This window comes from Paraburkholderia phymatum (genome assembly GCF_038900715.1).
Taxonomy (GTDB): Bacteria; Pseudomonadota; Gammaproteobacteria; order Burkholderiales; family Burkholderiaceae; genus Paraburkholderia; species Paraburkholderia phymatum_A.
On sequence record NZ_JAYMRZ010000024.1, the window covers coordinates 117,479 to 140,693 of the forward strand.

The following is a 23,215-nucleotide window of genomic DNA, read 5'->3' on the forward strand; positions in this document are numbered from 1 at the left end:
AAAATTATTCCGAGGAGAATGCAATGAAACGCAAGCTGATGATGGCGGCTGCCCTGCTGGGCACGGCCGCCGCGACCGCGCACGCCGCCGATCCCGCCGTGTGCCGCAACGTCCGTTTCGCCGACGTCGGCTGGACCGACATCGCCGCGACGACGGGCCTCGCGTCGACGATCTTTCAGGGACTCGGCTACAACCCGACGAAAACGATTGCGTCGGTGCCGATCACGTTCGCGGGCATCAAGAGCAAGCAGATCGACGTATTCCTCGGCTACTGGGCGCCGACGATGGACCCGATCATCCAGCCGTTCGTGAAGGCGGGCTCGATCAAGGTGCTCGCGACGCCTAACCTGACAGGCGCGAAATACACGCTCGCCGTGCCTGACTATGTGTACAACGGCGGCCTGAAGAACTTCAGCGACATCCAGAAGTACGCGGACAAGCTCGACGGCAAGGTCTACGGCATCGAGCCGGGCAACGACGGCAATGCGCTGATCAAGAAGATGATCGACGGCAACCAGTTCGGGCTCGGCAAGTTCAAGCTGGTCGAGTCGAGCGAGGCGGGCATGCTGGTCGAAGTGAGCCGCGCGATTCGCGAGAAGAAGTGGATCGTTTTCCTTGGGTGGGAACCGCATCCGATGAACGTGCAGATGAAGATCGATTATCTCGCCGGCGGCGACGACGTATTCGGGCCGAACTACGGCGAGGCGAAAGTCTTCACGGCCACGCCGCCCGATTATGCGCAGCGTTGCCCGAATGCGGCGAAGCTCGTGTCGAACCTGCAGTTCACGACGTCGATCGAGAATCACGTGATGGTCCCGATCATGAACAAGGAAGACGCGAACAAGGCCGCACTCGCATGGCTGAAGGCGAATCCGCAAGCGCTGGATAAGTGGCTCGCGGGCGTGCAGACGATCGATGGGAAGGATGGGTTGCCGGCTGTGAAGGCTTATATCGCGGCGCATTGAGTCCTGGCGCCGTTGCGCTCCCGCGTGCTGCCATTCACGCCGGAGCGCTGCCGAAACATGTTTCACGCCCTGAGCGCGAATCCCGTCACATACGCCTCATCGGCGATGCCGTTCCATTCGCGTCCGTCGATCAATAGCGAAGAGGGCGATTGTGCAGGGACATTCACGCCCACATTCAAGGCTGCCTGTCGATACAACGCCGTTTGATTGACCTCGCCGGCAATCGTTGAAAAATCCGCACGCCAATCCGTCATTCGCCAGCGCGCGAATTGCGCAAAGAACCACGCGCCCTCTGACGGATGCGGATAATTCACCGCGCCGTCATCGAAGAACCGCACAGGGCGGCGCTTTGCATCCGAATTCGCATCCGAACCCGTCTTGAGCAAACGCGGCGTGATCGAACCGGCAGGCACACCCACGAACTCATCGGCAGCGAGCCAGCGCGCGATCTCCACGCGATGCTCATCGTCGTCGAGCCAGCGGCACGCTTCGAGCATCGTTTGCACGAGCGCTCGTGCGGTGTTCGGATAGCGCGTGACGAAATCGCGCCGGCTCGCGAGCACTTTCTCCGGATGATCGGGCCACACCTCGCTCGTCGCCGCAATCGTTCTGCCGACGCCCCGTTCTTGCGCCACGGCATTCCACGGCTCGCCGACACACAGCCCGTCGAGCCGGTCCCGCGCGAGCGCATCGACCATCTGCGGCGGCGGGATGACCACGCTTTCGATATCGCGCAACGGATGCACGCCTTGCGACGCGAGCCAGTAATACAGCCACATCGCGTGCGTGCCCGTCGGGAACGTCTGCGCGAAAACGGGCTTGCGGCCGAGCGTCGCGAGGGCTGCGGGCAGCGTCTCGTGTTCGTCGAGCGCGGCGGCGAGACGCTTAGATACCGTGATCCCCTGGCCGTTGCGGTTGAGCACCATCAGCACGGCCATATCGGTTTGCGGTCCGCCGAGGCCGAGCTGCACGCCATACACGAGGCCGTAGAGCGCGTGCGCGGCATCGAGATCGCCGGACAGCAGCTTGTCGCGGATCGCGGCCCACGACGGCTGCTTCAGCAATTCGATCGTCAGTCCGTGCGCGTGGCCGAATTCGAGCAGCTTCGCGGCGACGAGCGGCGCGGCATCGCTGAGCGCGACGAAGCCCAGGCGCAAGTGAGTCTTCTCGAGCTTGCCCATTTCGTCGGACGAGGGGATGTGTGCGGAGGTGTTCATGGGCAGCGCTTCACTCTGGCGAGCCGGCTGCGGCGACGATCTGGCGCGCGACCTCGACGAGCTTCACGCCCTGATTCATCGCGCGCTTGCGCATCGTCGCGTAGGCGGCATTTTCGGTCATCTTCTGCGAGTCCATCAGCAGGCGTTTCGCGCGGTCGATCAGCTTGCGCTCGGCGAGTTCGTTCTCGGCCTGCGCGAGCCGCTCGCGCAGTTGCGACTCCTGCGCAAAGCGCGCGAGCGCGACTTCGAGTATCGGCGCAAGACGCTCCGTCGCGAGACCTTCGACGAGATACGCAGTGACGCCCGCGCTGACGGCGTCGCGAATCAGCTGCTGGTTCGCGTCGTTGCTGAACATCAGCACGGGGCGCGGTGCCGTCGCGTTCATCACGGCAAGCTGTTCGAGCGTATCGCGTGACGGCGATTCGGTGTCGATGATGATGACGTCCGGCCGTTCGCTTTCGACGGTCTTGTGCAGCGCTTGCGGCGAGGCCGTGGCGGCGAGCATGTCATAGCCGAGCCGCGCGAGCGCGTCGCGCAACTCGCCGATCGGCTTGTCGGTATCGGTTACGAGCAAAACGCGCAGCATGGATGGCACGGCATCGAGTGGTGTGGTTCAAGCGGGTTCATTGCGTCGGATGGCGGGGTTCTGCCCTGCGCTTTCAACTGGCGACAGCCGCAGTCTCGCACATTCGCTTCAGTTCCGGCACACACGACCCGCAGACCGTGCCGCAACCGAGCGCCGCTTTCAGTTCGGGCACCGTCGCGCCGTGCGCGATCGCCTCGTTGATGCGCGATTCCTTCACCTGCTTGCAGCTGCACACGACGCGATCGCGCGGCGCCGCATGCTGACGTTGCGCGGAGAACGCGGCGAAGCGCGGGCCGAGCCACGGCTGCGCGTCGCGCAGTTGGTCCATCAGCGTGTCGCCGTTCGCGACATCGCCCGCGAGCACGAAGCCGTCGATCACGTTGTCGCGCCAGATCACGCGCTTGTCCGTTTGACGCCGCGCATCGCGGTACTCGAGCGTGTCGTCGCCCTTCGGCAGATCGAGCGCGGCGTAGACGCGTTCGAGCCAGCCTTGCGGCGCTTCGGCATGCGCGGCGCGCAGCACGATCAGATCGCCCTCCTCGAACGACACGGATGCATACGCGCATTCCGCGAGCAGTGGCTGTACGGCCGCGTGCATCGCGAGCGTGTCGCCGCGACGCGCGGCAAGCACTCGCCAGGGCAGTTCGGCGCGTTCAATGCGCACGGCCGCGTGCTTCAGTTCAGGCTGCTTCGAATGCGGATCGACGGCGCCGAGCGTCGTTTCGTTGATGCCGCCGCTGGCGAGGAACTGGCCGTTCCAGTGCATCGGCGCGTATACGGTGCCCGATGGCACGTCGCCGGAAAGCTGCAAGGGCAGCACGAGCGCGCCGCGCCGGCTCGCGATGCGCACGAGGTCGCCTTCGTTCAGGCCGCGCCGCGTGGCGTCCGCGCGTTGCATCGTGAGCGCGGGTTCCGGCGCATGCGAGAACAGCTTGCCGACGCGCCCCGTGCGGCTCATGCCGTGCCACTGGTCGCGCAGGCGCCCCGTGGTCAGGCGGAACGGATAGCGCGCGTTGACCGCATCGGCGACGCCCAGATAAGGCGTCGCATGAAAGCGCGCCTTGCCGTTGTCAGTCGCGAACACGCCGTCCGTGTAGCGGCGCGCTTCGGCTTCTTTTGCATCGGCGCGATAGGGCCATTGCTGCGGACCGGCTTCGTCGAGCAGCGCGTAGCTGATGCCCGTGATGTCGAGATCGCGGCCCTGTGTCAGCGTGCGATGCTCGTCGAAAATAGTTTGCGTCGATGCATAGCCGAACAGCGTCGAGCCTGCATTCGCGATGCGCTTTTCGAGGCGCTGCGCGATTTCGCTGGCGATCCACCAGTCGGGCTTCGCGTCGCCGGCGGGCTCGATGGCGGCGCGCACGCGCGAAATGCGGCGCTCGGAATTCGTGACCGTGCCGGACTTCTCGCCCCACGTCGCGGCGGGCAGCACGACGTCGGCGAACGGGACGGTGTCCGTCTGCATGAACGCTTCCTGCACGACGACGAATTCCGCCCTTCTCAATGCCTCGCGTACCTTCGCGATATCGGGCATCGAATGAGCGGGGTTCGTGCACGCGATCCACACGGCCTTGATCTTGCCGCTGCGCATCGCCTCGAACATCTCGACGGCGGGCAGGCCAGGCCGGTCGGACAGGCGCGCGGCGTCGGCGAGGCCCCAGAGCTTCGCCACTTCGTCGCGATGCGCGGCGTTGCCGATGTCGCGATGCGCCGCGAGCATCGTCGCCATGCCGCCGACTTCGCGCCCGCCCATCGCGTTTGGCTGACCCGTCAGCGAAAATGGCCCCGCGCCGCGTTTGCCGATCTGACGCGTCGCGAGATGCAGATTGATCAGCGCGAGATTCTTGTCGGTGCCGTGGCTCGACTGGTTCAGGCCCATGCAGTAGAGCGACAGCGCGGCATCGCTCGCGCCGAACCACTCGGCTGCCTGCATCAGATCGTGCTCCGCGATGCCGCACAACTCAGCCGCTGCGCGCGGCGTGAACTCGCGCACGAGACGCTTCAATGCATCGAAGCCTTCCGTGTGAAGATCGATGTAATCGCGATCGATCAGCCCTTCCCAGATCAGGTGATGCAGCATGCCGTTGAAGAGCGCGACGTCGGTGCCCGGCTGGATCTGCAGATGCAGGTCCGCCATCGACGCCGTATCGGTGCGGCGCGGATCGACGACGATCCAGCGTATCGCCGGGTTTTTCGCCTTCGCTTCTTCGAGCCGGCGAAACAGCACGGGATGCGCCCACGCCATGTTGCTGCCCGCGAACAGCACGGTCTGCGCATGTTCGAGATCGTCGTAGCAAGTGGGCGGGCCGTCCGCGCCGAGCGCCATCTTGTACGCGGCGACAGCGCTCGACATGCACAGCCGCGAATTCGTATCGATGTTGTTCGTGCCGATCAAGCCCTTCGCGAGCTTGTTGAACACGTAATAGTCTTCCGTCAGCAACTGGCCCGACACATAGAACGCGACGGCGTCAGGCCCATGCCGTTCGATCACGTCGGCGAAGCGCGCGGCGACGTGATCGAGCGCGTCGCTCCATTCGACGGGGCGGCGTTCTTCCGCGCGATGGATGCGCATTTCAGGGCGCAGCGCGCGGCCCGTCAGGCTCTGCGCGCTCGACGCAAGCGCGAGCCCCTTGCTGCACAGCCTGCCGAAATTCGCGGGATGCTCGGGATCGCCCTGAACGTCCGTGATGCGCCCGTTCTCCGCTTCGATCAGCACGCCACAGCCGACGCCGCAATAGCAGCAGGTGGATCGGGTAACGGTTTTCATCGTGACTCCATGTTGCCGCGACGACACTCAGTCAAGGGCCAGCCAGACCGCGCCGTCGCTGTCCACGCGCACGGGGAAATGACGCGCGCAGCCTTCATCGGGCGCCTTTGCGGTGCCGCTCGCGAGATCGATATTCCACGCGTGCAGCGGGCACGTGACCGTTTCGCCGTGCACGATGCCTTGCGACAGCGCGCCGCCCTTGTGCGGGCAGTGGTCGAGCAGCGCGAAGACGTTGTCGGTGGCCGTGCGGAAGACCGCGACGTTGCCGCCGTCGCGTTCGAGCACGCGGCTGCCCAGACGCGGAATATCGGCGACGTCGCACACGCGCGTCCAGGAGTGAGTGACCTGCATATCCATGGGTTTGTCCTTTGCGTTGTGCTGTGCCGCGCGTCAGGCGACGACCTTGAGCGGAATGTATTCGTGCTTCTGCTTGCCGCCGATGCGCGCTTCCCACGGATCGGGCAAGCCTTCGAGCGAATAGAGCAGCCGCTCGTACAGCGCCTTGCGATTCGCCGCGTGGTCGACCACTTTCTGCTTCACGTAGTCGAGCCCGACGCGCGCGATGTAATGCACGGTGCGGTCGAGGTAATACGCTTCCTCTCGATACAGTTGCAGGAACGCGCCCGTGTATTCCTTCACTTCGTCGGCCGTCTTTACCTTCGCGAGAAACTGCGCGACTTCCGTCTTGATGCCGCCGTTGCCGCCCACGTACAGTTCCCAGCCGCTATCGACGGCGATCACGCCCACGTCCTTGATGCCCGCTTCCGCGCAGTTGCGCGGGCAACCGGATACGGCGAGCTTCACCTTGTGCGGCGACCACATGTTCGCGAGCATCGTTTCCAGATCGATGCCCATCTGCGTGCTGTTCTGCGTGCCGAAGCGGCAGAACTCGCTGCCCACGCACGTCTTCACGGTGCGGATCGATTTGCCGTATGCGTGGCCCGACTTCATGCCGAGGTCGTTCCACACGTTCGGCAGGTCTTCCTTCTTCACACCGAGCAGGTCGATCCGCTGGCCGCCCGTCACCTTGACCATCGGCACGTTGTATTTGTCCGCGACATCGGCGATGCGGCGCAATTCCGCCGGATTCGTCACGCCGCCCTTCATCTGCGGGATGACGGAGAACGTGTTGTCCTTCTGGATGTTCGCGTGCACGCGCTCGTTGACGAAGCGGCTTTGCGGATCGTCGACGGCTTCGCGCGGCCAGGTCGACAACAGGTAATAGTTGATCGCAGGGCGGCACGTCGCGCAGCCGTTCGGCGTGCGCCATTCGAGGAAGTCGTATACGTCGCGATGCGTGAGCAGATGCTGGTCGCGGATCGCCTTGCGCACTTCGCCGTGATTGCGGTCCGTACACGCGCAAACTGCCTTTGTTTTAGGGGGTTCCTGAAAGTCGGAGCCGACGGTGCTCATCAGGATCTGCTCGACGAGACCCGTGCACGAGCCGCATGAGCTTGCGGCCTTCGTGTGCTTCTTCACGTCGTCGACGGTGAAGAGGCCTTTTTCGGTGATCGCCTTGACGATCGTTCCCTTGCATACGCCGTTGCAGCCGCACACTTCGTCGCTGTCGGCCATCGCGGCGGCGCGGCTCTGGCCTTGCACGCCCGCATCGCCGACACTCGATTCGCCGAACATGATGTGATCGCGCAACTCGCCGAGCTTGCGGCCTTCGCGCAGCAGCTTGAAGTACCACGCGCCGTCGGCGGTATCGCCATAGAGGCACGCGCCAACGAGCTGATCGTCCTTGATCACGAGCTTCTTGTAGACGCCGCCCGACGGGTCCGACAGCACGATTTCCTCCGTGCCGTCGGCGCCCATGAAGTCGCCGGCCGAGAAGAGATCAATGCCCGTCACCTTGAGCTTGGTGGACATCACCGAGCCCTTGTAGCTGCCGATGCCCATCAGCGCGAGGTGATTCGCGCACACCTTCGCCTGCTCGAAAAGGGGCGCGACGAGACCATACGCAATGCCGCGATGGCTCACGCATTCGCCGACGGCATAGATGCGCGGATCGTAGGTTTGCAGCGCATCGCTCACGACGACGCCGCGGTTGCAATAGAGGCCCGCCGCTTCCGCGAGCGCGGTGTTCGGACGAATGCCCGCTGCCATTACGACGAGATCGGTCGCGAGCGTATCGCCGTTCCTGAAGCGCACGCTTGCTACTTCGCCCGCATCGTTGCCGATGATTTCCGTCGTCGCCGTGCTCAACAGGAAGTCGAGGCCGCGCGCTTCGAGCGAGCGTTGCAGCAGCTTGCCCGCCGTCGCGTCGAGCTGACGTTCGAGCAGCGTGTCGGCGAGATGCACGACGGTCACGTCCATGCCGCGCAGTTTCAGCCCATTCGCCGCCTCGAGCCCGAGCAGCCCGCCGCCGATCACCACCGCGTGCTTTTTCACGGCGGCTGTATCGATCATCGTCTGCGTGTCGTAGATGTCGCGATACGAGATCACGCCTTTGAGCGTGTTGCCGGGGATCGGCAGAATGAAGGGCGTCGAGCCCGTTGCGATCAGCAGGCGGTCATAGTGCGCTTCCGTGCCGTCGCTCGCGACGACCTTGCGGCGCACGCGGTCGATGCGCTCGACGGTCTTGCCCATGTGCAGCGCGATACCGTTCGCTTCGTACCATTCGAGCGGATTGAGAACGATGTCGTTGAAGGTCTGCTCGCCCGCGAGCACGGGCGACAGAAGAATGCGGTTGTAGTTCGGATGCGGCTCGGCGCCGAAGACAGTGATGTCGTAGTGGTCGGGCGCGATCGTCAGCAACTCTTCGAGCGTGCGGATGCCGGCCATGCCATTGCCGATGACGACGAGTCGGGGTTTGCTCATGATCGATGTTCTGTCGTGGATCGCGCCGGGGTGCGTTGCCCGATGCGACGAACGTCGAACGTCATTGCCCGACCGGTTATGGCGCTCTACGGCTCTGTTCGCGCGCGATGCCGCGCGCGGAGGTTGCCGTGTTGCCAGATTCCTGCGTGGCCGCGCTTTCCAGTCGCCGCCACGCGTGCCGCCTTGCGCCCTTGCAAGGAGCGCTCACCTATTCGCAACTTGCATGCCATCGGGCAGCAATCGCCACGGGGCTTGCTGGACAAGGCTTCGCGGGTTACTCAGCGAATTGTTGTATTGCACCGCAGCAGTGCGCGACGCGGCGCGCTGCACTCATTTAGCGCGGGCAAGCGCGTTGACGGCGCGCGCGTTGCGTTGCCCTGTGCGTTGCGTTTTGCGCGCGATGTGGAGCGCTATCGCGGCCCGAGCCAACGCCCGTAGCTGCGCGGCGAGAACGCGAAGGTCAGCGCGATCATCGCGGCGATGCAGACCGCGAGCATGATCCACGCGGCGGCGAAGCCACCCGTCATATCGCGCAGACGCCCCGCAATCACAGGCGAAACCGCCGCGACGATAAAGCCGATGCCCTGCACGAACGCGACGAGCCGCCCGGCGATGCGGTGGTCGTCGGCGTGATCGAGGGCGGTCACGAGCGTCAGCGAAAAGGTCCCGCCGAGCCCCGCGCCGGCGATCGCGATCCACGCGAGCGGCGCATCGTCGGGAAACGCGAGCAGCCCGACGACGCCGAACAGTTGCGCGGACAGACCCGCGACGAGCCACGGCCTGCGGTCGCGGAATGACGACGCGGCGAGCGGCAGCAGCAGCGCGGACGCGGCCTGGAAGACGGTCATCGCCGCGAGCAGCGAGCCGCTGTGCGCGACGCTCGCGCCGCGCTGCTGGTAGTACGCGGGCAGCCACGCGACGAGCGTCGTATAGCCGCCGTTGACGAGGCCGAAGTGCAGCCCGAGCGACCACGCGCGGCGCTTGCGCCACATCGCGATGGATGGCGCGTGCGGCAGCGGGTCCGCCGACCGCGCGGCGCGAGCATCGCCCGACGACGCCGAACGATGCAGCGCGAGCCAGCATGCGCATGCGAGCGCGGCGGGCGCGGCCCAGACCGCGAGGCCCGCGTGCCACGAATCGAAGGCTCGCGCGATGTAAGGGCTCAGGCTCGCGCCGAGTCCACCGCCGCCCATGATCGATGCGGAGAACAGGCCCATCGCGAGCGGCACGCGCGCATGAAAGCGCTGCTTCATCACGCCGGGCAGCAGCGCCTGAATGGCCGCGACGCCGATGCCGGCGAACAGCGCCGTCATCAGCAAGGACGCGCCACTCGATGCGCTCAGGCGCGCGGCGCACGCGAGCGCGATGGCCGCCAGCCCGAGCGCAACGCCGCGCGTCTCGCCGACGACGCGCGCGAGCATGCCCGCGCCGAGCGCGCCGAACCCCATCGCGACGACAGGCAGGCTCGTCAGAAGCGATGCGCCGGAAAAGCTCAGGCCCGTGGCGGCGCGAATCGTCGCCATCAACGGACTGACCGACGTCAGCAGCGGGCGCAGATTGAGGCCGATCGCGACGATCGCGGCAAGCCAGATGCCGTCGCTCCACGAGAGGCGGGTGGCTGTCTTGGGGCGCGAAATCTGCGTGGTGTCGATGCCGGGAGTCGGGTTCACTGGAATGCCTTGCAAGAAAAGCGTGGATTTTGGTCAACCATAATAACTTAAAATGGTTAACCATTTCTCCGTGAACCGATATGGACGGTATTTGCACGAGCATCGTCCGATGTCGGATGCAGCCACGCCCGCCGATGGCTACAATACGGCCGCTTCAAGCGCTTTTTTTCTGTCGCTGTCTGTGCCGCCCGTTGCCTGGCTACGTCCGTTCATCTCACATCACCATGGCCTCACGTCCGAAAACACCGCCACCCGCCGCCGACGACGACAACGTCGAGGAACGCATCTACGCGTCGATTACGAAGGCGCTGCTCGAAGGCCGTCTGCGTCCGGGCGCGCAGCTCGTCGAGCGCGATCTCGCAGCCGCGTTCGGCTGCACGCGCGGCGCGCTGCGCAAGGTGCTCGCGCGGCTCGGGTTCGAAGGCAAGCTGGTGCTCGAGGCGAATCGCGGCGCGTTCGTGCCGTCGCCGTCGGAGGACGACGTGCGGCAGGTCTACCGCGCGCGGCAGATCGTCGAGGCAGGCATCGTCACGGCGCTATGCGGCGCGTTGTCGGCGCAGGACAGGCGTCTGCTGAAGGCGCATGTCGCGAGCGAGAAGAAGGTCTTGAAGCAAGGGCGCGTGGATGAGCAGGTGCGCCTTGCCGGGCAGTTTCATGTGCTGCTCACGCAGCTCGCGGGTGGCGCGGAGCTGGAGGGTTTCGTCGCGCAACTGGTCGCGAAGACGGAGCTATACAAGGCGCTCTACGATCCGTCGAAGGGTACGACCTGTTCCGCCGATGAGCACGCGCAGCTCGTCGAAGCGCTCGACAGCGGCGATTTGCCCGCCGCGCTCGAAGCGATGCGCGTGCATCTCGCGGAATTGGAGGAGCGCGTCGTGACGCGCATGCAGACGAGCGCGAGCGACGATGTGAGCGCCGTATTCGGCGGGTGAGGCGGGCGGGATGGGTTGCGCGATGCGTTGCCTGTATTGCCGCGCGTGCCGGCACTTGGCCAGCAGATTGCCCACGCGTGCCGGCACATCGCCAGCACCTCGTCGACGCACCATGCGCCTGCATCGTGCGCCAAAGGGTTGTCAGCGTCCGGCCGTGTCAGGGCGCGACGCGCATGAATGAGGAAGCGGTGAGAGAGAACGTCAGCGACGGCGCATGGGTGCGCTACGCGGTGCGCTGCTGCGCTCGTCCTTGTGACGGAAGTTGATGCGCCCTTTGGTCAGGTCGTAGACCGACAACTCGAGCGTCACGCGGTCGCCCGCGAGGATACGGATGTGATTCTTGCGCATGCGGCCCGACGCATACGCGCCCACGACGACGCCGTTATCCAGCGTCACGCGGTAGCGGCTGTCCGGCAGCACTTCGTCGACAATGCCGTCCAGTTCAATGAGGTCTTCTTTCGCCATGCAAACTCCTGGTCGATGAGGGAAGGGTGCCGCGCGCGGCGCGCAGCATATCTTGCGCGGCAGCCCTTACGCTGTCGCGGTGATGCGTGTGAAGCAGGCGGAACGCGCCCTGGTTGGCGCGCGTGCGTCAGAGGTCGGAAACGGATTGACCGTCAACCTGACCGTCGATCACCTGCGCCGCATGTTCCATGCAGGCCATGCGTGCCTTGCCCGCGCCTTCGAACGGCCGGAACTGCGCGATGCGGAACACACGGCCTTCGTCGGCGGCACTCGCGCCGACGCGGCAGATGCGCACCGACGCGTCGTAGCCGCCGTCGATCGAATTGCGATTTGTCACGCCGCTCGCCGTGCGGCGCGGATAGACGAGCGGGTGAATTTCATAGCCCTTATAGGTCTTGACCATATGCGTACTCCTGTCGTGCGGGCTGCCGGCGCGCGCAATGGACGAGCGATGCGCGGCGAGCGGGGCAACCGGCGGCGCGGCAATATGAGCGCGCCGCAATGGAAAAAATGTTGGCGTGAGCCGTAAGCGCTGGCTCGAACGCAGCCGCGATACACGCGGAACCGTGGAGAACACTACGTTGATGCCGCGAAGGCACCCGACACATGACGAATGTCACTCTGTTTGGTATTGGCGCGTAGCGCGTTGCCTGAGTGACGGGGACCGCCGACGCCTGCCGCCTGTTTTTTGTTGCGGCGACTGAACGGCTGTGATGTAACGCGATTAGTTCAACGATTTCTGCAACCTGGCGCAACGCGATAAAGACGTTGAACAGCATTGAAGCGTTGCGATCATGCAGAGCGCCAGATCATGCCGGCGAGCTGCTGGAATACATATATTATGCCCTAAAAACAGGCCTCTGTGTAGCGCAGGCTTTCTTATGCCCGCATCTGCCGGGCGAAACGGATCGGGCGTCGGCCACGGCGCACACGATGGATCGGCTCACTCCGCGCTCTGCGTCGTGCGCTTTTGCAACTCGCGCGTGGCGGCGAGCGGAATGCGCGCGTCATCCCATTTCGCGAGCCATTCGACTTCCTTCGACGTGAATATCTGGCCGTGATTGCGCAGCGCATATTGCAGCGAATCGATGATGTGGTTGCGGATGATTGCGGGCGTGCGCGCATCGTCGAGCACGGTACGAAACGCTTCGAGCGTGGCCATCAGGTTGCCTCTTGTCGGTGAATGCCTGTGAAAGACCTGATCGTTATCGCACGTCAAAAAGCGCGGTGCCACGCGGTCAAAATTCCGCGCGCGTGTTCACGACGCGCAATTCAAGCACACGCGACGATACATGCACACGCGACGATACATGCTCGAGATGTTGGGTACGACCCTTGTAGGCGCATGCCGCTCGATCGCCGATCAAATCCCGGAACGAAGTCCGACACTTCAAGCTCGAAATCTGCGGCCCCAGGACTCATACTCAAGCCAAACAAATCCGATGCCCCAGGCGACACGAGGCACTTCATGACATTCAGAACGATTGCGCCCCTCGCGCTATGGACGGTCGCTCAACTGTCGGTCGCGGCGACGGGCGATGCGTCCTGCGGCGTGCTGTCGGGCGCGAGCGGCGGTGCGGCCGCGTCGGGCGCATCGAGCGTCGCGGCTGCGAGCGGCTTTGCGTTGCGCGACGGCGAGCCCGTCGATTTCATCGCAGGCGGCAAGACGGTGCGCGGCACGCTGCACGTGACGTCGGATGGCGGCGTGTATCGCGCGTACTGGCAGCCGCAAGGGCGCCCCGAGCGCTACGTGCTCGCGAACGCGGGCACGGATGCCGTGCGCCTGATCGCGATGCCGGTGCAAGGCACGCCCGCCACGAACGGCATGCCCGGCACGACCGTCAATGCGCAGCAGGTGTTGTCGTGCCCGGCCTTATGAGCCTTACGGGTCCTATGAGCTTATGAGCGATGCGCGGGCCACCACGTCCAGCCGCGCTCGCCGCGCTGCAATTCGACGATCGAAAGCGGCGCGATCTCGATCTGCGCAAACGCATCGGATGGCGCGCGCAGCACGTGCAGCAGCGCTGCGCGCATCACGGGCGCGTGCGTGATCGCGAGCGTGATGCCGTCGCGATCGAATGCATCGAGCCAGCGGCCCACGCGCAGCATCAGCGCGTCGAACGATTCGCCGCCATGCGGTGCCGCCGACGGATCGCGCGTCCATGCCGCGAGCGCTTCGGGTTCTTCGTTCGAAAGCTCGCTCAGACGCTTGCCGCGCCAGCGGCCATAGTCGATATCGGCCAGATCCGGCGCGATGGCGGCGTCGAGCCCGAGCGCCCGAGCCGTGTCGAGCGCGCACGCAGCGGCGCTGCTCAGCGCGATATCGACGGCGTTCAGCAGAGTGTCGTTCGACGCGCGAAAGCGCGCCGCTTCGGCGATGCCGCGCGCGTCGAGCGGCTCGTCGGTGGGGAATGCGCCTTTGCGCTGTGCGGCCGTCGACGGGTGGCTGATCAACAACAGACGTGTGCGCATCACGGGCTCGTATCAGGGAACGGGAAGAAAGTGGCAAGCGTGCGCGAGTTTAGCGCGTAGAATAGACGCCACTCGAAGCGCGGAAGCCGGTGCAAGCCCGGCGCGGTCGCGCCACTGTAATCGGTAGTGAATGCGTACACAGTCATGCAGTACACAAGCCGGAAGCCAGACCCAAGCTTCGACTTCAACCTCAATCGACTATCGGGGCGCGTAACCCCAAGGAGATCTCCGTCATGAACGACGCCTTTCTCGACCACGCCGGTCAATCCGTCCAGCCCGCTCAACCCACGCCGATTCCGCTACGCGAACTGCTGCCGTGGGTGATCTTCGGCGGGCTGCTGTTGCTGCTCGCGCTGTATTTCATCGGCGCCGAACAGGGCGCGACTTCGCTGATTCCCGGCATGTATGTGCATGAATTCGTGCACGACGGCCGCCATCTGCTCGGCTTTCCTTGCCATTGACCGCGTAAGGGAGTCATCACCATGGTTGGGAAGCTGTTGATGCGAGGGATGCTCGCAGGCATCGTCGCGGGCCTGCTCACGTTCGCGTTCGCGCGCGTCGCGGGCGAGCCGCTGGTCGATACCGCGATCTCGCTCGAAGAAAAGATGCATGCGGCGCACGATCACGGCGACGCGCACGAAGAAGAGCTCGTCAGTCGCGGCACGCAGGCGGGCCTCGGCTTGCTGACGGGTGTCGTCGCGTATGGGATGGCGTTCGGCGGTCTGTTCTCGCTGACCTTCGCGTATCTGCATGGCCGCGCCGGCAAACTCGGCGCGCGTGCGTTGTCGGCCTGGCTCGCGCTCGGCGCGTTCGTCGCCGTCGTGCTCGTGCCGACCATCAAGTATCCGGCGAATCCGCCTTCCGTCGGCGACCCGGACACGATCGGCATGCGCACGGGGCTCTTCTTTCTGATGATCGTCACGTCGATCGTCGTGATGGTGTTCGCGATGAAAGTGCGCAAGCATCTGCTGCCGCGGCTCGGGCAGTGGAACGCGTCGATCGTCGGCGGCATCGCGTTCGTCGCGATCATCGCCGCGATCCAGATCGCGCTGCCGACCGTCAACGAAGTGCCCGAAGCATTCCCGGCCGTCGTGCTGTGGAAGTTCCGCATGACGGCGCTCGGCATGCAGGCGCTCATGTGGGCGACCATCGGCCTGCTGTTCGGCGCGATGGTCGAGCGCAGCGAACGCATTGCGCGCTCGGGCACGGCGGCGCGCAAGTCGGCTTATCAGTAACGCGTCATCGCCGCGTCCGCGCACGAACGCGCGGGCGCGCGCCGCTGTCCTTTTTGCTTCCTGTCCCGCTTCCTTTTCCGCTTCCCTTCCGCTCGACCGCCATTTCCAGAAGCCGCGCAAGACACGGATTGCGGTTCGACGGCGACCACACGAGCAGTTGCGAGATCGTCGGTGCATCGGCAAGCGGTTTGAACACCACGCCCGGCAGTTGCGCCTTGCGCATCGACTCGGGCACGAGCGCGATGCCCACGCCTTCGTCGACGAGACTCAGCACCGTCTGCTGCAACTGCACCTCGAAGCGCACATCGGGCGTGAAGCCGCCTTGCAGGCAATGATCGACGATGGTCGCGCGCAGGCTCGGCGCAACGGCTTCCGAGGCCATCACGAACGGCTCGCGCGCGAGCTGCGCGATCTTCAGATGCCGCGCGCGAGCGAGCGCGTGATCGCGCGATAGCGCGACGCACAGCGGCTCGGTGAAGATCGTGCGCGTGTCGAGCCCTTTGTCGGGCGCGCCCGGAAACATGATTGCCGCGTCGATCTGCGCGTTGAGCACCTGCGACGCGAGATCGTTCGACACGACTTCGCGCAGATTCAACGTCACGTCGGGATGCGCGCTGCCATAGGCGCGCGCATAGGCGGGCAGCACGCTGTACGCGGCGCACATCGTGAAGCCGATGGTCAACTGGCCCATGTCACCGACGGACGCCGCGCGCGCATTCTTCGCGGCCTGCTCGATCGACGCGAGGATTGATTTGGCATCGGCATAAAAGCGCTCGCCCGCGGCCGTCAGCGTGACGCTGCGCGGATTGCGCTCGATCAGCGTGACGCCGAGCGACGCTTCCAGCGACGCCAGTTGCCGGCTCAGCGGCGGTTGCGACAGATGGAGACGGGCAGCCGCGCGGCCGAAGTGCAGCGTCTGCGCGAGCGTGACGAAATAGCGAAGCGGCTTGACGTCGAGCATGATGCAGAAAAGGTATCGTTGTGGGTTTCAATCAGTATTGGATTGTATCGGGGTAAACGGCTTACGCTTGCACGTCTCCGCTTTCGCACGTTTGCGCGCGCCGTCACTCGTCATGCTGTCCACGCTCGAAATCCTGCTGCCCGTGTTCGCGCTGATCTTCGCGGGCTTCTTTTGCCGCCGCCGCAATCTGCTGGGCCCGGCGGCCGCGTCCGAACTGAACCGCTTCGTCGTGTGGCTCGCGCTGCCCGCGCTGCTGTTCGACACGATGGCGCATTCGACGTGGCGGCAGCTCGATCAGCCCGCGTTCATCGCGACGTTTTCGATTGCATGCGCGGGCGTGTTCGTCGTCGTGCTGATCGCGCGCCTCGCGAGCGGGCGGCATCTCGCGGATGCGAGCGTCGATGCAATTGCGGCGTCGTATCCGAATACGGGCTACATCGGCTTTCCGCTCGGCCTGCTCGCGTTCGGCAAGGCGAGTCTCACGCCGACGACGATCGCCACGATCCTCGTCGCGTGCGTGCTGTTCGCGCTCGCGATCGTGCTGATCGAAGCCGGCCTGCAGACGGAGCGCACGCCGCACAAGCTCGGCGCAAAGGTGTTGTGGCGGCTCGTGAAGAATCCGCTGATCGCGTCGCCGATCGTCGGCGTGCTGGTCGCGAGCGCGGGCGTGAGCTTGCCGCAAAGCGCCGAGACGTTCCTCAAGCTGTTGAGCGGCGCCGCGAGTCCTTGCGCGCTGGTGAGCCTCGGGCTCTTTCTCGCGGAGAAGCGTCCCACGGCGGAGGGCTCGTCCGGGTCCGCCACGTCGCTCGTGCTGACGGCCATCAAGCTGATCGCGCAGCCCGCGCTCGCATGGTGGATCGCCGCGCGTGTCTTTTCGCTGCCCGCGCCCATCGTCGATATGGCCGTGCTGCTCGCCGCGCTGCCGACGGGCACCGGCCCCTACATGCTCGCCGAGTTCTACCGGCGCGAGGCGCACATCACATCGCAGACCATTCTGCTGTCGACGCTGGGCTCGCTGGTTTCGTTGTCGCTGTTGCTGTTCTATCTGCGCGCGCCCGGTTGACATGGCGTGCGAGGCCTAGCCGAAGCGTTCCGCGCGATAGGGCTTCGGATCGGTGAAGGGCGTCGCGCCCGTCATCATCTCCGCGAGCAGGCGGCCGGTGACGGGCCCGAGCGTCAGCCCATGATGGTTGTGCCCGAAAGCGAACCACAGGCCGCGATGGCGCGGCGCGCGGCCGATCACGGGACGCATGTCCGGCGTGCAGGGCCGCATGCCGAGCCACGGCTTGTCGTCGACGCGCTCGCCCAGGCCGAACGTCGCGCGCGCGAGCGGCTCGACGCGTTCGAGCTGGATGCCCGTCGGCGGCGCGCCGCGCTGCGCGATCTCGACGCCTGTCGTCAGGCGCAGGCGGTTGTCTTCCATCGGCGCAACCACGTAGCCGCGTTCCGTATCGACGATGGGCACCGACAGCATCTGCCGCGCGGGACGATAGTGCATGTGATAGCCGCGCTTCGCGCGCAGCGGAATGCGATAGCCGAGCGGCCCGAACACGGTATCGGACCACGGCCCGAGCGCGAGCACGACTTCCTTCGCGCTGATCGCGCCGTGTTGCGTGTCGACGGTCCAGGCATCGCCCGATGAACGCAAGCTCGTCGCGTCGCCGGTGATAAACGCGCCGCCTTCCGCTTCGAAAAGCCGTGCATACGCTTTGACGAGCGCACCCGGATTCTTCACGCTCTTCGGATCTTTCCAGTGCAGCGCGCCGCAAATGCCGTCGCCCACGGCCGGCTCTTGCGCGCGCAGCGCGGCCGCGTCGAGCACGCTCACGCGCAGGCCATGCTCGCGGATCGCGTCTTGCGAGGCTCTCGCTTCGCTGTCGAATTCGGCGCGCGTGCGGAACGCCTCGATCCAGCCGCCGTCGTGCACCAGCTCGCCGACGCCCGCGCGCGCGATCAGCCGGTCGTGTTCCTCGACGCATGCGCCGATCAGCGGGAGCATGTCGTGCGCGGCGCCCGCGAGCCGCTGCGGCGCGGATTCCCACCAGAAGCGCGCGAGCCACGTCGCGTAAGAGGGCAGCGCCTTGTAGTCCCAGTAGAGATCCGTCGACTGGTTGCGCGCGTAGCGCAGCAGCGTGCCGAGCTTGCGCGGAAAGCCGTATGGCACGATCGACGAACGCTCGATCAGGCCCGCGTTGCCGAAGCTCGTCTCTTCGCCGGGCGCGCGGCGGTCGATGAGCGCGACGCGCCGTCCGCGATCCTGCAGATGCAGCGCCGACGATACGCCGACGATCCCCGCTCCCAGCACGATGACGTCGAAATCCATAGCGATCAGAGTGGTCTTTGAAGTGACGTGTGATGAAGCCCGAAGCGCAGCGAGCGCGTGTCGCCACGCGCCCGCCTGTCGAAGCCGGATCGTCCGGCTTCGGCTCGAAAGCGTATCACTTCGCGATGATGTCGCGCTTGAAGTATTTCTGCGAGAGCGCGGTCAGGGTGCCGTCCTTTTTCAGCGCGTCGAGCGCGGCATCGACTTTCGCCTGCAACGCCTTGTCGCTCTTGCGCAGGCCGAAGCCCGTGCCTTCGCCGAGCGTCGACGGGTCTTTCAGCGGCTCGCCGACCATCTCGAAGCCCGCGCCCGCCGGCTTGCCCAGAAAGCCGTCCTGGGCCGTCTGCGCTTCCTGCACGGCGGCATCCAGCCGGCCGGCGACGAGATCCGCATACACCTGGTCCTGATCCTGATACGACACGACCTGCACGCCCGCATTCGCCCAGTGCGCCTTCAGGAAGTCCTCCTGCGACGAGCCTTGCAGCACGCCGACGCGCTTGCCTTGCAGGCTCTTCACGTCGGGATGCAGGCGGGAGCCGTGCTTCGCGATCATCACGATGGGCACGACATAGATGGGCGGCGTGAACGCGATGCTTTCCTTGCGCTTGGCCGTGATGTTCATCGCCGAATTGATCACGTCGAATTTGCGCGCCTGCAGCGCGGGAATCAGGCCGTCGAATGCATTCTCGACCCACACGCATTTCATTTTCAGCTTCGCGCAGACGGCGTTGCCGACATCGACATCGAAGCCTTCGAGCTGGCCCGATGCCGTCTTGCTTTCGAACGGAGGGTAGGCGGCTTCGATGCCGAAGCGCAGCGTATCGGATTGCGCATGGGCGGCGCCTGCCGTCATCGCAAGGACGGCGGCGGCGAGGGAGAGCTTCAGGTTCATGACGGTTCCTGTCGTTGGTGATCGGTGCGGACGCGGCAGGCGGCGCAGGTGAAATATAGACGAAAAGTCCAATATGGACTATAGGGAATACGATAGTCCGGTGATGGAAAATGTTCGTTCGCATCGCGCGGCGCCTTGCCGGAAGCGGGAGGCAGCCGCACAAAGGCTCGTTGATCGGCGTGATGGGGCTCGCGAAACGGGCGTCTCTACGTAGAATTTTTGTCCAGATTTGGAAAGTCTCAAGTAGACTATAAGTCTACATTTGACGCATCAATCGCCGCTGAAGGAGAAAGACCGATGACGACCGCCTTGCCACTTGCCGTCGACGAACAGGCTGTGCGCGAAGCGTTGCCCGCACTCGACGTGCGCGGCGCGCTGACCGCGATGTTCCGTGCGCTGGCTTCCGCCGAGGCCGTGCAGCCGCCGCAGACGCTGACGCTGTTTCCGAACGGTGCCGGCGACTTCATTACTTACCTGGGCGCGCTCGCCGATGCGAAAGTGTTCGGCGCGAAGCTCTCGCCGTATATCGTCACGGGCGGCAAGCCGGTCATCACCGCGTGGACGGCGCTGATGTCGATGGAAACGGGCCAGCCGTTGATGTGGTGCGACGCGGGCCTGCTGACGACGGAGCGCACGGCGGGCACGACGGCGCTCGCCGTCGACCGGCTCGCGCGCGCCGATGCGACGCGGCTGGCGATCGTCGGCGCGGGTGCCGTCGCGCTCGCGCATCTGCGGCATGTCGCGCCGCTGCGCGCGTGGGAATCGGTTCGCGTCTGGTCGCCCGGTCTCGCGAATGACGACGCGAAGCGCGCCGCGTTCGAGGCCGCCGACGCGCGCGCGGTCGCAAGCACGAGCATCGAAGCATGCGTGAAGGATGCGGATGTCGTGATGCTGTGCACGTCGTCGGGCACGCCCGTTCTGCCGCGCGACGCATTGACGATGCCCGCGCTGATCACGTCGATCAGCACGAACGCCGCGAACGCGCATGAAATCGACCCGACGTGGCTGCCCGAGATGGACGTGTACTGCGACTATCGCGCGACGACGCCCGGCAGCGCGGGCGAAATGAAGCTTGCCGCGCAGCACGGCTGGTCGGCGGACAGGCTGAAAGGCGATCTGCCGTCGCTCGTTGCGGGCACGTGCGCCGCGCCGGACTACGAGCGGCACGCGTTCTTCCGCTCGATCGGCCTGGGCCTCGAGGACGTCGCGATCGCCAGCGAGCTGTACCGTCATCTGACGCGCGATCGGGCGCACGCACAATAGCTACAATGTCGATCAGCCCCCGCTGCGCGCCGTTGTTCCGTCAGGCGCGCGCGGCATCACGAGGAACACCGCAGAGAGACACTGCGAACACTGCCACTGCCCGCCGATGCGCAAGAAGAAAACGTCTCCCGTCAAGGATCTGCTGCTGACCCGCTATGCGCCGATTGCGGACGGCATCGCCGCGCTGTTCTTCCCGTATGCGGAAGTCGTGATCCACGATCTGCATGACCAGACGGTTCTGTATCTCGCGAACAATCTGTCGAAGCGCGAGATAGGCGACGATTCCGCGCTCGAAGAGATCGACCATTCGGCGCGCGAGCGCGTGATCGGCCCATACGAAAAGCTCAACTGGGACGGCCGCCGCATGCGCTGCGTGAGCAACATCCTGTTCGACGACAACGGGCAGCCGGCGGGCATGATGTGCATCAACTTCAACATCGCCGTGTTCGAAGACGTGCGCTCGACACTCGATCTGTTCATCAAGGGCGCGGGCGTCGTCGCGCAACCGGAAGAACTGTTCCGCGACGACTGGCAGGAGCGCATCAACACGTTCCTGCACGGATGGCTGCGCGAGCGGCAGATCGGCCTGAACGGACTCACGCGCGAGCACCGGCGCGAGCTGGTCGAAGCGCTTTATGCGGAAGGCGCGTTTCGCGGCAAGAGTTCGGCGAACTATGTCGCGAACGTGCTTGGCATGGGGCGTGCAACGGTTTATAAGCATCTGAAGCAGATGAAAGAGGGCGCGAGCTGACGGCTGTTGCGGCACGCGGCCCGCGCTGCCTGATCCGTTCCAGACACCTTCGAGGACACGACCGTGACCGTGCGTTATCGACACTACAAAGGCGGTATTTACGAATTCATCTGCGAAGCGACGCTCGAATCGGACCCGAGCGTGACGATGATCGTCTATCGCGCCGAAAACGGCACGATCTGGACGCGGCCGTCGTCGGTGTTCTTCGAGATGATCGAGCACGAAGGCGACAAGGTTCCGCGGTTTTCGCCGATTAACTAGGGGTTTTGGCTTACGGCTCGTTCGCGCCGATGCGGAGCTGTCAGCGCGGCACAGGCGTCGGCAATTCGACAGCATCGGGCGCTTCGATCACGAGATCGCTCTGCGCGATAGCCACGCACGGCAGGATATAACCCTCCGCCTTTTCTTCGATGCTCACGCCCGGCCATTCGACCGTGTATCGCACGCGGCCCGACGTCATCTTGCACAGGCAGGTCCGGCACGTGCCGTTGCGGCACATGCGCGGCAGATAAAGATTCGCGAAGCCCGCCGCTTCGAGCACGGTCAGCGATTCGGGCGCGTCGAACGTGCGGCCGAGCGGCTCGACGCGCACCTCGAAGGTCTGCTCGTGTTCTTGCGGCCCACTGCGGGACAGTGCTTCGCTTGTCATCGTACTCACGAAATCGACACGCCCAGGAGCCGCCCGACGCCGAACGTGAAGGCCGCCGCGATGAGCCCGATCACGATCTGACGGAACGCCGAGAACACGGCGCTCCGCCCGTTGAACAGCGATGTGAAGACGCCGACAGCCGCGAGTCCGAAGGCGCTCAGCGCGACGCACTGCACGATGGCCGGCGTGCCGCGTGCCCACAGGAACGGCATCGCCGGAAAAATCGCGCCGAGCGAGAACAGGCAGAACGACACGCCCGCCGCCGTCCACGGATTGCCGCCCAGTTCCGCCGGATCGAGGCCCAACTCTTCGCGCGCCAGCGTATCGAGCGCCTTGTTCCGATCACGCATCACCTGCTCGGCGACGCGTTTCGCCTCGCCCGCGTCGATCCCTTTCGACTGGAAGATCAGCGCCAGCTCGCGCTGTTCGGCTTCCGGCGTGTGCTCGATTTCGTCCGCTTCCTTCGCGATCTGCGTGCGCGCCAGCTCGCGCGCGTTCGTCACCGACAGCCACTCGCCGAGCGCCATCGAGCACGCGCCCGCGATCAGCCCGGCGAGCCCCGTCAGCAGAATGGCCTTGTTGCCTGTTCCCGCGCCCGCGACGCCCATGATCAGGCAGAAGTTCGACACGAGGCCGTCGTTCGCGCCGAGCACGGCCGCGCGCAGGTCGTTGCCCGAGGTCACGTTCTTGTGCCACGACTCGGCGGCGGCGATCTGCGAGCCTATGGACGGCGGCTGCTCATTCCCTTTGACGTCCGCGACCATCTGCTGCATCACGGCCGCGTGATGCTGTTCGTCCTTCGACAGTTGCACGGCGTCGGGCTGATTTGCGTACTTGTCGCGGTCCGCATATTCGGCGGCGGCAAGCGACGGCAGCACATAGTTCGGTCCGAGCGTGTGGATCAGGCCACGCATCAGATGCGTCTTGATGCTGTGCCGGTGCGGCGGCACGCGCACGCCGTTCGCATGCAGCTTGTCGGCCCACACGTTCGCATGCACGCGCTCGGCGCTCGCGAGCTGGCTGAACAGCGTGCGGCGCCGCGGATCTTTTTCGACGCGCGCGAGCGTCTCGTACAGCGCGGCGCTGTCGAGTTCGTCGGCGAGGTTCGTGCGGTAGCGTTTGAGTTCGTGCCGGGAGGCCATCGATCGAGGCGCGGTCTGGGCCGGGTGTTCGTGGGGTCAGGACGAAGCTTAACGCAGCGCGGGCCGTTGCGGTGTTTGAGGCCAGAGGCGAGGGGCGAGGGG

General features: G+C 65.3%; 24 protein-coding genes. 9 read left to right on the top strand and 15 right to left on the bottom strand.

Annotated elements, in window-relative coordinates; genetic code table 11:
* Positions 1 to 23: 23 nt before the first annotated feature.
* Positions 24 to 965 carry a choline ABC transporter substrate-binding protein gene (locus VSR68_RS33525; RefSeq protein ID WP_342943869.1) on the top strand — a complete coding sequence of 314 codons (942 nt, stop codon included), beginning with the start codon at positions 24 to 26 and terminating at the stop codon, positions 963 to 965.
* A 62-nt stretch (positions 966 to 1,027) separates the two neighbouring features.
* Here the strand turns inward: VSR68_RS33525 and VSR68_RS33530 are convergent, their stop codons facing one another.
* The 6 genes from VSR68_RS33530 to VSR68_RS33555 form a co-directional block, all read right to left on the bottom strand.
* Complete coding sequence (locus VSR68_RS33530; protein WP_342943870.1) at positions 1,028 to 2,182, bottom strand: CmpA/NrtA family ABC transporter substrate-binding protein; 1,155 nt, start codon at positions 2,180 to 2,182, stop codon at positions 1,028 to 1,030.
* A 10-nt stretch (positions 2,183 to 2,192) separates the two neighbouring features.
* On the bottom strand, positions 2,193 to 2,768 hold the full coding sequence (locus tag VSR68_RS33535; protein ID WP_342943871.1) for an ANTAR domain-containing response regulator: 576 nt from the start codon (positions 2,766 to 2,768) through the stop codon (positions 2,193 to 2,195).
* Positions 2,769 to 2,841: 73 nt separating this feature from the next.
* Positions 2,842 to 5,535, bottom strand: coding sequence for a molybdopterin-dependent oxidoreductase (locus tag VSR68_RS33540; RefSeq protein ID WP_342943872.1), 2,694 nt, complete (start codon positions 5,533 to 5,535; stop codon positions 2,842 to 2,844).
* A gap of 27 nt (positions 5,536 to 5,562) precedes the next feature.
* Entirely contained in the window at positions 5,563 to 5,892 is a 330-nt protein-coding gene (gene nirD, locus VSR68_RS33545) for a nitrite reductase small subunit NirD (RefSeq protein WP_342943873.1), read from the bottom strand.
* Positions 5,893 to 5,925: 33 nt separating this feature from the next.
* The gene (nirB, locus tag VSR68_RS33550) at positions 5,926 to 8,358 is read right to left on the bottom strand and encodes a nitrite reductase large subunit NirB (RefSeq protein WP_342943874.1); all 2,433 of its coding nucleotides are present in this window, start codon (positions 8,356 to 8,358) and stop codon (positions 5,926 to 5,928) included.
* Between the two features lie 410 nt (positions 8,359 to 8,768).
* Positions 8,769 to 10,028 carry a cyanate transporter gene (locus tag VSR68_RS33555; RefSeq protein ID WP_342943875.1) on the bottom strand — a complete coding sequence of 420 codons (1,260 nt, stop codon included), beginning with the start codon at positions 10,026 to 10,028 and terminating at the stop codon, positions 8,769 to 8,771.
* 224 nt (positions 10,029 to 10,252) lie between these two features.
* On the opposite strand from VSR68_RS33555, the gene VSR68_RS33560 reads away from it, so the two are divergent.
* On the top strand, positions 10,253 to 10,960 hold the full coding sequence (locus VSR68_RS33560; RefSeq protein WP_342943876.1) for a GntR family transcriptional regulator: 708 nt from the start codon (positions 10,253 to 10,255) through the stop codon (positions 10,958 to 10,960).
* Between the two features lie 201 nt (positions 10,961 to 11,161).
* Here VSR68_RS33560 and infA read toward each other — a convergent pair whose 3' ends face one another.
* The 3 genes from infA to VSR68_RS33575 form a co-directional block, all read right to left on the bottom strand.
* Positions 11,162 to 11,425: a translation initiation factor IF-1 gene (infA, locus tag VSR68_RS33565; RefSeq protein ID WP_087739287.1), complete on the bottom strand. Its 264-nt coding sequence runs from the start codon at positions 11,423 to 11,425 to the stop codon at positions 11,162 to 11,164.
* A 127-nt stretch (positions 11,426 to 11,552) separates the two neighbouring features.
* On the bottom strand, positions 11,553 to 11,828 hold the full coding sequence (locus VSR68_RS33570) for a hypothetical protein (protein WP_090865040.1): 276 nt from the start codon (positions 11,826 to 11,828) through the stop codon (positions 11,553 to 11,555).
* Positions 11,829 to 12,368: 540 nt separating this feature from the next.
* On the bottom strand, positions 12,369 to 12,587 hold the full coding sequence (locus VSR68_RS33575) for a hypothetical protein (RefSeq protein WP_342943877.1): 219 nt from the start codon (positions 12,585 to 12,587) through the stop codon (positions 12,369 to 12,371).
* 306 nt (positions 12,588 to 12,893) lie between these two features.
* Between VSR68_RS33575 and VSR68_RS33580 the strand changes: the two genes are divergently transcribed.
* Complete coding sequence (locus tag VSR68_RS33580) at positions 12,894 to 13,304, top strand: hypothetical protein (RefSeq protein WP_342943878.1); 411 nt, start codon at positions 12,894 to 12,896, stop codon at positions 13,302 to 13,304.
* 20 nt (positions 13,305 to 13,324) lie between these two features.
* Here VSR68_RS33580 and VSR68_RS33585 read toward each other — a convergent pair whose 3' ends face one another.
* Positions 13,325 to 13,897: a histidine phosphatase family protein gene (locus VSR68_RS33585; protein WP_342943879.1), complete on the bottom strand. Its 573-nt coding sequence runs from the start codon at positions 13,895 to 13,897 to the stop codon at positions 13,325 to 13,327.
* A 233-nt stretch (positions 13,898 to 14,130) separates the two neighbouring features.
* Between VSR68_RS33585 and VSR68_RS33590 the strand changes: the two genes are divergently transcribed.
* Both VSR68_RS33590 and VSR68_RS33595 read left to right on the top strand, forming a co-directional pair.
* The gene (locus tag VSR68_RS33590; RefSeq protein WP_342943880.1) at positions 14,131 to 14,358 is read left to right on the top strand and encodes a CbtB domain-containing protein; all 228 of its coding nucleotides are present in this window, start codon (positions 14,131 to 14,133) and stop codon (positions 14,356 to 14,358) included.
* A 21-nt stretch (positions 14,359 to 14,379) separates the two neighbouring features.
* Positions 14,380 to 15,132 (top strand): CbtA family protein, encoded by a 753-nt coding sequence (locus VSR68_RS33595; RefSeq protein ID WP_342943881.1) that lies wholly within the window; start codon positions 14,380 to 14,382, stop codon positions 15,130 to 15,132.
* Positions 15,133 to 15,136: 4 nt separating this feature from the next.
* On the opposite strand, the gene VSR68_RS33600 is transcribed toward VSR68_RS33595, so the two are convergent.
* Entirely contained in the window at positions 15,137 to 16,093 is a 957-nt protein-coding gene (locus VSR68_RS33600; protein WP_342943882.1) for a LysR family transcriptional regulator, read from the bottom strand.
* Between the two features lie 112 nt (positions 16,094 to 16,205).
* Here VSR68_RS33600 and VSR68_RS33605 point away from each other — a divergent pair, with 112 nt between their 5' ends.
* Positions 16,206 to 17,156 carry an AEC family transporter gene (locus VSR68_RS33605; protein ID WP_342943883.1) on the top strand — a complete coding sequence of 317 codons (951 nt, stop codon included), beginning with the start codon at positions 16,206 to 16,208 and terminating at the stop codon, positions 17,154 to 17,156.
* A gap of 15 nt (positions 17,157 to 17,171) precedes the next feature.
* Here the strand turns inward: VSR68_RS33605 and VSR68_RS33610 are convergent, their stop codons facing one another.
* Positions 17,172 to 18,416, bottom strand: a complete 1,245-nt coding sequence (locus VSR68_RS33610) for an FAD-binding oxidoreductase (RefSeq protein WP_342943884.1) — start codon at positions 18,414 to 18,416, stop codon at positions 17,172 to 17,174.
* A gap of 115 nt (positions 18,417 to 18,531) precedes the next feature.
* Positions 18,532 to 19,308: an ABC transporter substrate-binding protein gene (locus VSR68_RS33615; protein WP_342943885.1), complete on the bottom strand. Its 777-nt coding sequence runs from the start codon at positions 19,306 to 19,308 to the stop codon at positions 18,532 to 18,534.
* A 297-nt stretch (positions 19,309 to 19,605) separates the two neighbouring features.
* Between VSR68_RS33615 and VSR68_RS33620 the strand changes: the two genes are divergently transcribed.
* The 3 genes from VSR68_RS33620 (at position 19,606) to VSR68_RS33630 (ending at position 21,583) form a co-directional block, all read left to right on the top strand.
* The gene (locus VSR68_RS33620) at positions 19,606 to 20,571 is read left to right on the top strand and encodes an ornithine cyclodeaminase family protein (protein ID WP_342943886.1); all 966 of its coding nucleotides are present in this window, start codon (positions 19,606 to 19,608) and stop codon (positions 20,569 to 20,571) included.
* A gap of 106 nt (positions 20,572 to 20,677) precedes the next feature.
* Positions 20,678 to 21,322, top strand: a complete 645-nt coding sequence (locus VSR68_RS33625) for a helix-turn-helix transcriptional regulator (protein ID WP_090865048.1) — start codon at positions 20,678 to 20,680, stop codon at positions 21,320 to 21,322.
* 63 nt (positions 21,323 to 21,385) lie between these two features.
* Positions 21,386 to 21,583 (top strand): DUF1653 domain-containing protein, encoded by a 198-nt coding sequence (locus tag VSR68_RS33630; RefSeq protein WP_321574797.1) that lies wholly within the window; start codon positions 21,386 to 21,388, stop codon positions 21,581 to 21,583.
* Between the two features lie 40 nt (positions 21,584 to 21,623).
* Here VSR68_RS33630 and VSR68_RS33635 read toward each other — a convergent pair whose 3' ends face one another.
* Both VSR68_RS33635 and VSR68_RS33640 read right to left on the bottom strand, forming a co-directional pair.
* Entirely contained in the window at positions 21,624 to 21,971 is a 348-nt protein-coding gene (locus VSR68_RS33635; RefSeq protein WP_342943887.1) for a 2Fe-2S iron-sulfur cluster-binding protein, read from the bottom strand.
* Between the two features lie 5 nt (positions 21,972 to 21,976).
* Positions 21,977 to 23,113, bottom strand: coding sequence for a VIT1/CCC1 transporter family protein (locus VSR68_RS33640; protein ID WP_342943888.1), 1,137 nt, complete (start codon positions 23,111 to 23,113; stop codon positions 21,977 to 21,979).
* Positions 23,114 to 23,215 lie beyond the last annotated feature (102 nt).

Excerpts from the sequence above, each read along its gene's own strand:
- VSR68_RS33560 (WP_342943876.1), top strand. The coding sequence starts at position 10,253 with ATGGCCTCACGTCCGAAAACACCGCCACCCGCCGCCGACGACGACAAC.
- VSR68_RS33610 (WP_342943884.1), bottom strand. The coding sequence starts at position 18,416 with ATGGATTTCGACGTCATCGTGCTGGGAGCGGGGATCGTCGGCGTATCG.
- VSR68_RS33525 (WP_342943869.1), top strand. The coding sequence starts at position 24 with ATGAAACGCAAGCTGATGATGGCGGCTGCCCTGCTGGGCACGGCCGCC.
- infA (WP_087739287.1), bottom strand. The coding sequence starts at position 11,425 with ATGGCGAAAGAAGACCTCATTGAACTGGACGGCATTGTCGACGAAGTG.
- VSR68_RS33570 (WP_090865040.1), bottom strand. The coding sequence starts at position 11,828 with ATGGTCAAGACCTATAAGGGCTATGAAATTCACCCGCTCGTCTATCCG.
- VSR68_RS33625 (WP_090865048.1), top strand. The coding sequence starts at position 20,678 with ATGCGCAAGAAGAAAACGTCTCCCGTCAAGGATCTGCTGCTGACCCGC.
- nirB (WP_342943874.1), bottom strand. The coding sequence starts at position 8,358 with ATGAGCAAACCCCGACTCGTCGTCATCGGCAATGGCATGGCCGGCATC.
- VSR68_RS33620 (WP_342943886.1), top strand. The coding sequence starts at position 19,606 with ATGACGACCGCCTTGCCACTTGCCGTCGACGAACAGGCTGTGCGCGAA.
- VSR68_RS33535 (WP_342943871.1), bottom strand. The coding sequence starts at position 2,768 with ATGCTGCGCGTTTTGCTCGTAACCGATACCGACAAGCCGATCGGCGAG.
- nirD (WP_342943873.1), bottom strand. The coding sequence starts at position 5,892 with ATGGATATGCAGGTCACTCACTCCTGGACGCGCGTGTGCGACGTCGCC.
- VSR68_RS33595 (WP_342943881.1), top strand. The coding sequence starts at position 14,380 with ATGGTTGGGAAGCTGTTGATGCGAGGGATGCTCGCAGGCATCGTCGCG.
- VSR68_RS33540 (WP_342943872.1), bottom strand. The coding sequence starts at position 5,535 with ATGAAAACCGTTACCCGATCCACCTGCTGCTATTGCGGCGTCGGCTGT.
- VSR68_RS33585 (WP_342943879.1), bottom strand. The coding sequence starts at position 13,897 with ATGCGCACACGTCTGTTGTTGATCAGCCACCCGTCGACGGCCGCACAG.
- VSR68_RS33600 (WP_342943882.1), bottom strand. The coding sequence starts at position 16,093 with ATGCTCGACGTCAAGCCGCTTCGCTATTTCGTCACGCTCGCGCAGACG.
- VSR68_RS33605 (WP_342943883.1), top strand. The coding sequence starts at position 16,206 with ATGCTGTCCACGCTCGAAATCCTGCTGCCCGTGTTCGCGCTGATCTTC.
- VSR68_RS33580 (WP_342943878.1), top strand. The coding sequence starts at position 12,894 with ATGACATTCAGAACGATTGCGCCCCTCGCGCTATGGACGGTCGCTCAA.
- VSR68_RS33590 (WP_342943880.1), top strand. The coding sequence starts at position 14,131 with ATGAACGACGCCTTTCTCGACCACGCCGGTCAATCCGTCCAGCCCGCT.
- VSR68_RS33640 (WP_342943888.1), bottom strand. The coding sequence starts at position 23,113 with ATGGCCTCCCGGCACGAACTCAAACGCTACCGCACGAACCTCGCCGAC.
- VSR68_RS33575 (WP_342943877.1), bottom strand. The coding sequence starts at position 12,587 with ATGGCCACGCTCGAAGCGTTTCGTACCGTGCTCGACGATGCGCGCACG.
- VSR68_RS33530 (WP_342943870.1), bottom strand. The coding sequence starts at position 2,182 with ATGAACACCTCCGCACACATCCCCTCGTCCGACGAAATGGGCAAGCTC.
- VSR68_RS33615 (WP_342943885.1), bottom strand. The coding sequence starts at position 19,308 with ATGAACCTGAAGCTCTCCCTCGCCGCCGCCGTCCTTGCGATGACGGCA.
- VSR68_RS33635 (WP_342943887.1), bottom strand. The coding sequence starts at position 21,971 with ATGACAAGCGAAGCACTGTCCCGCAGTGGGCCGCAAGAACACGAGCAG.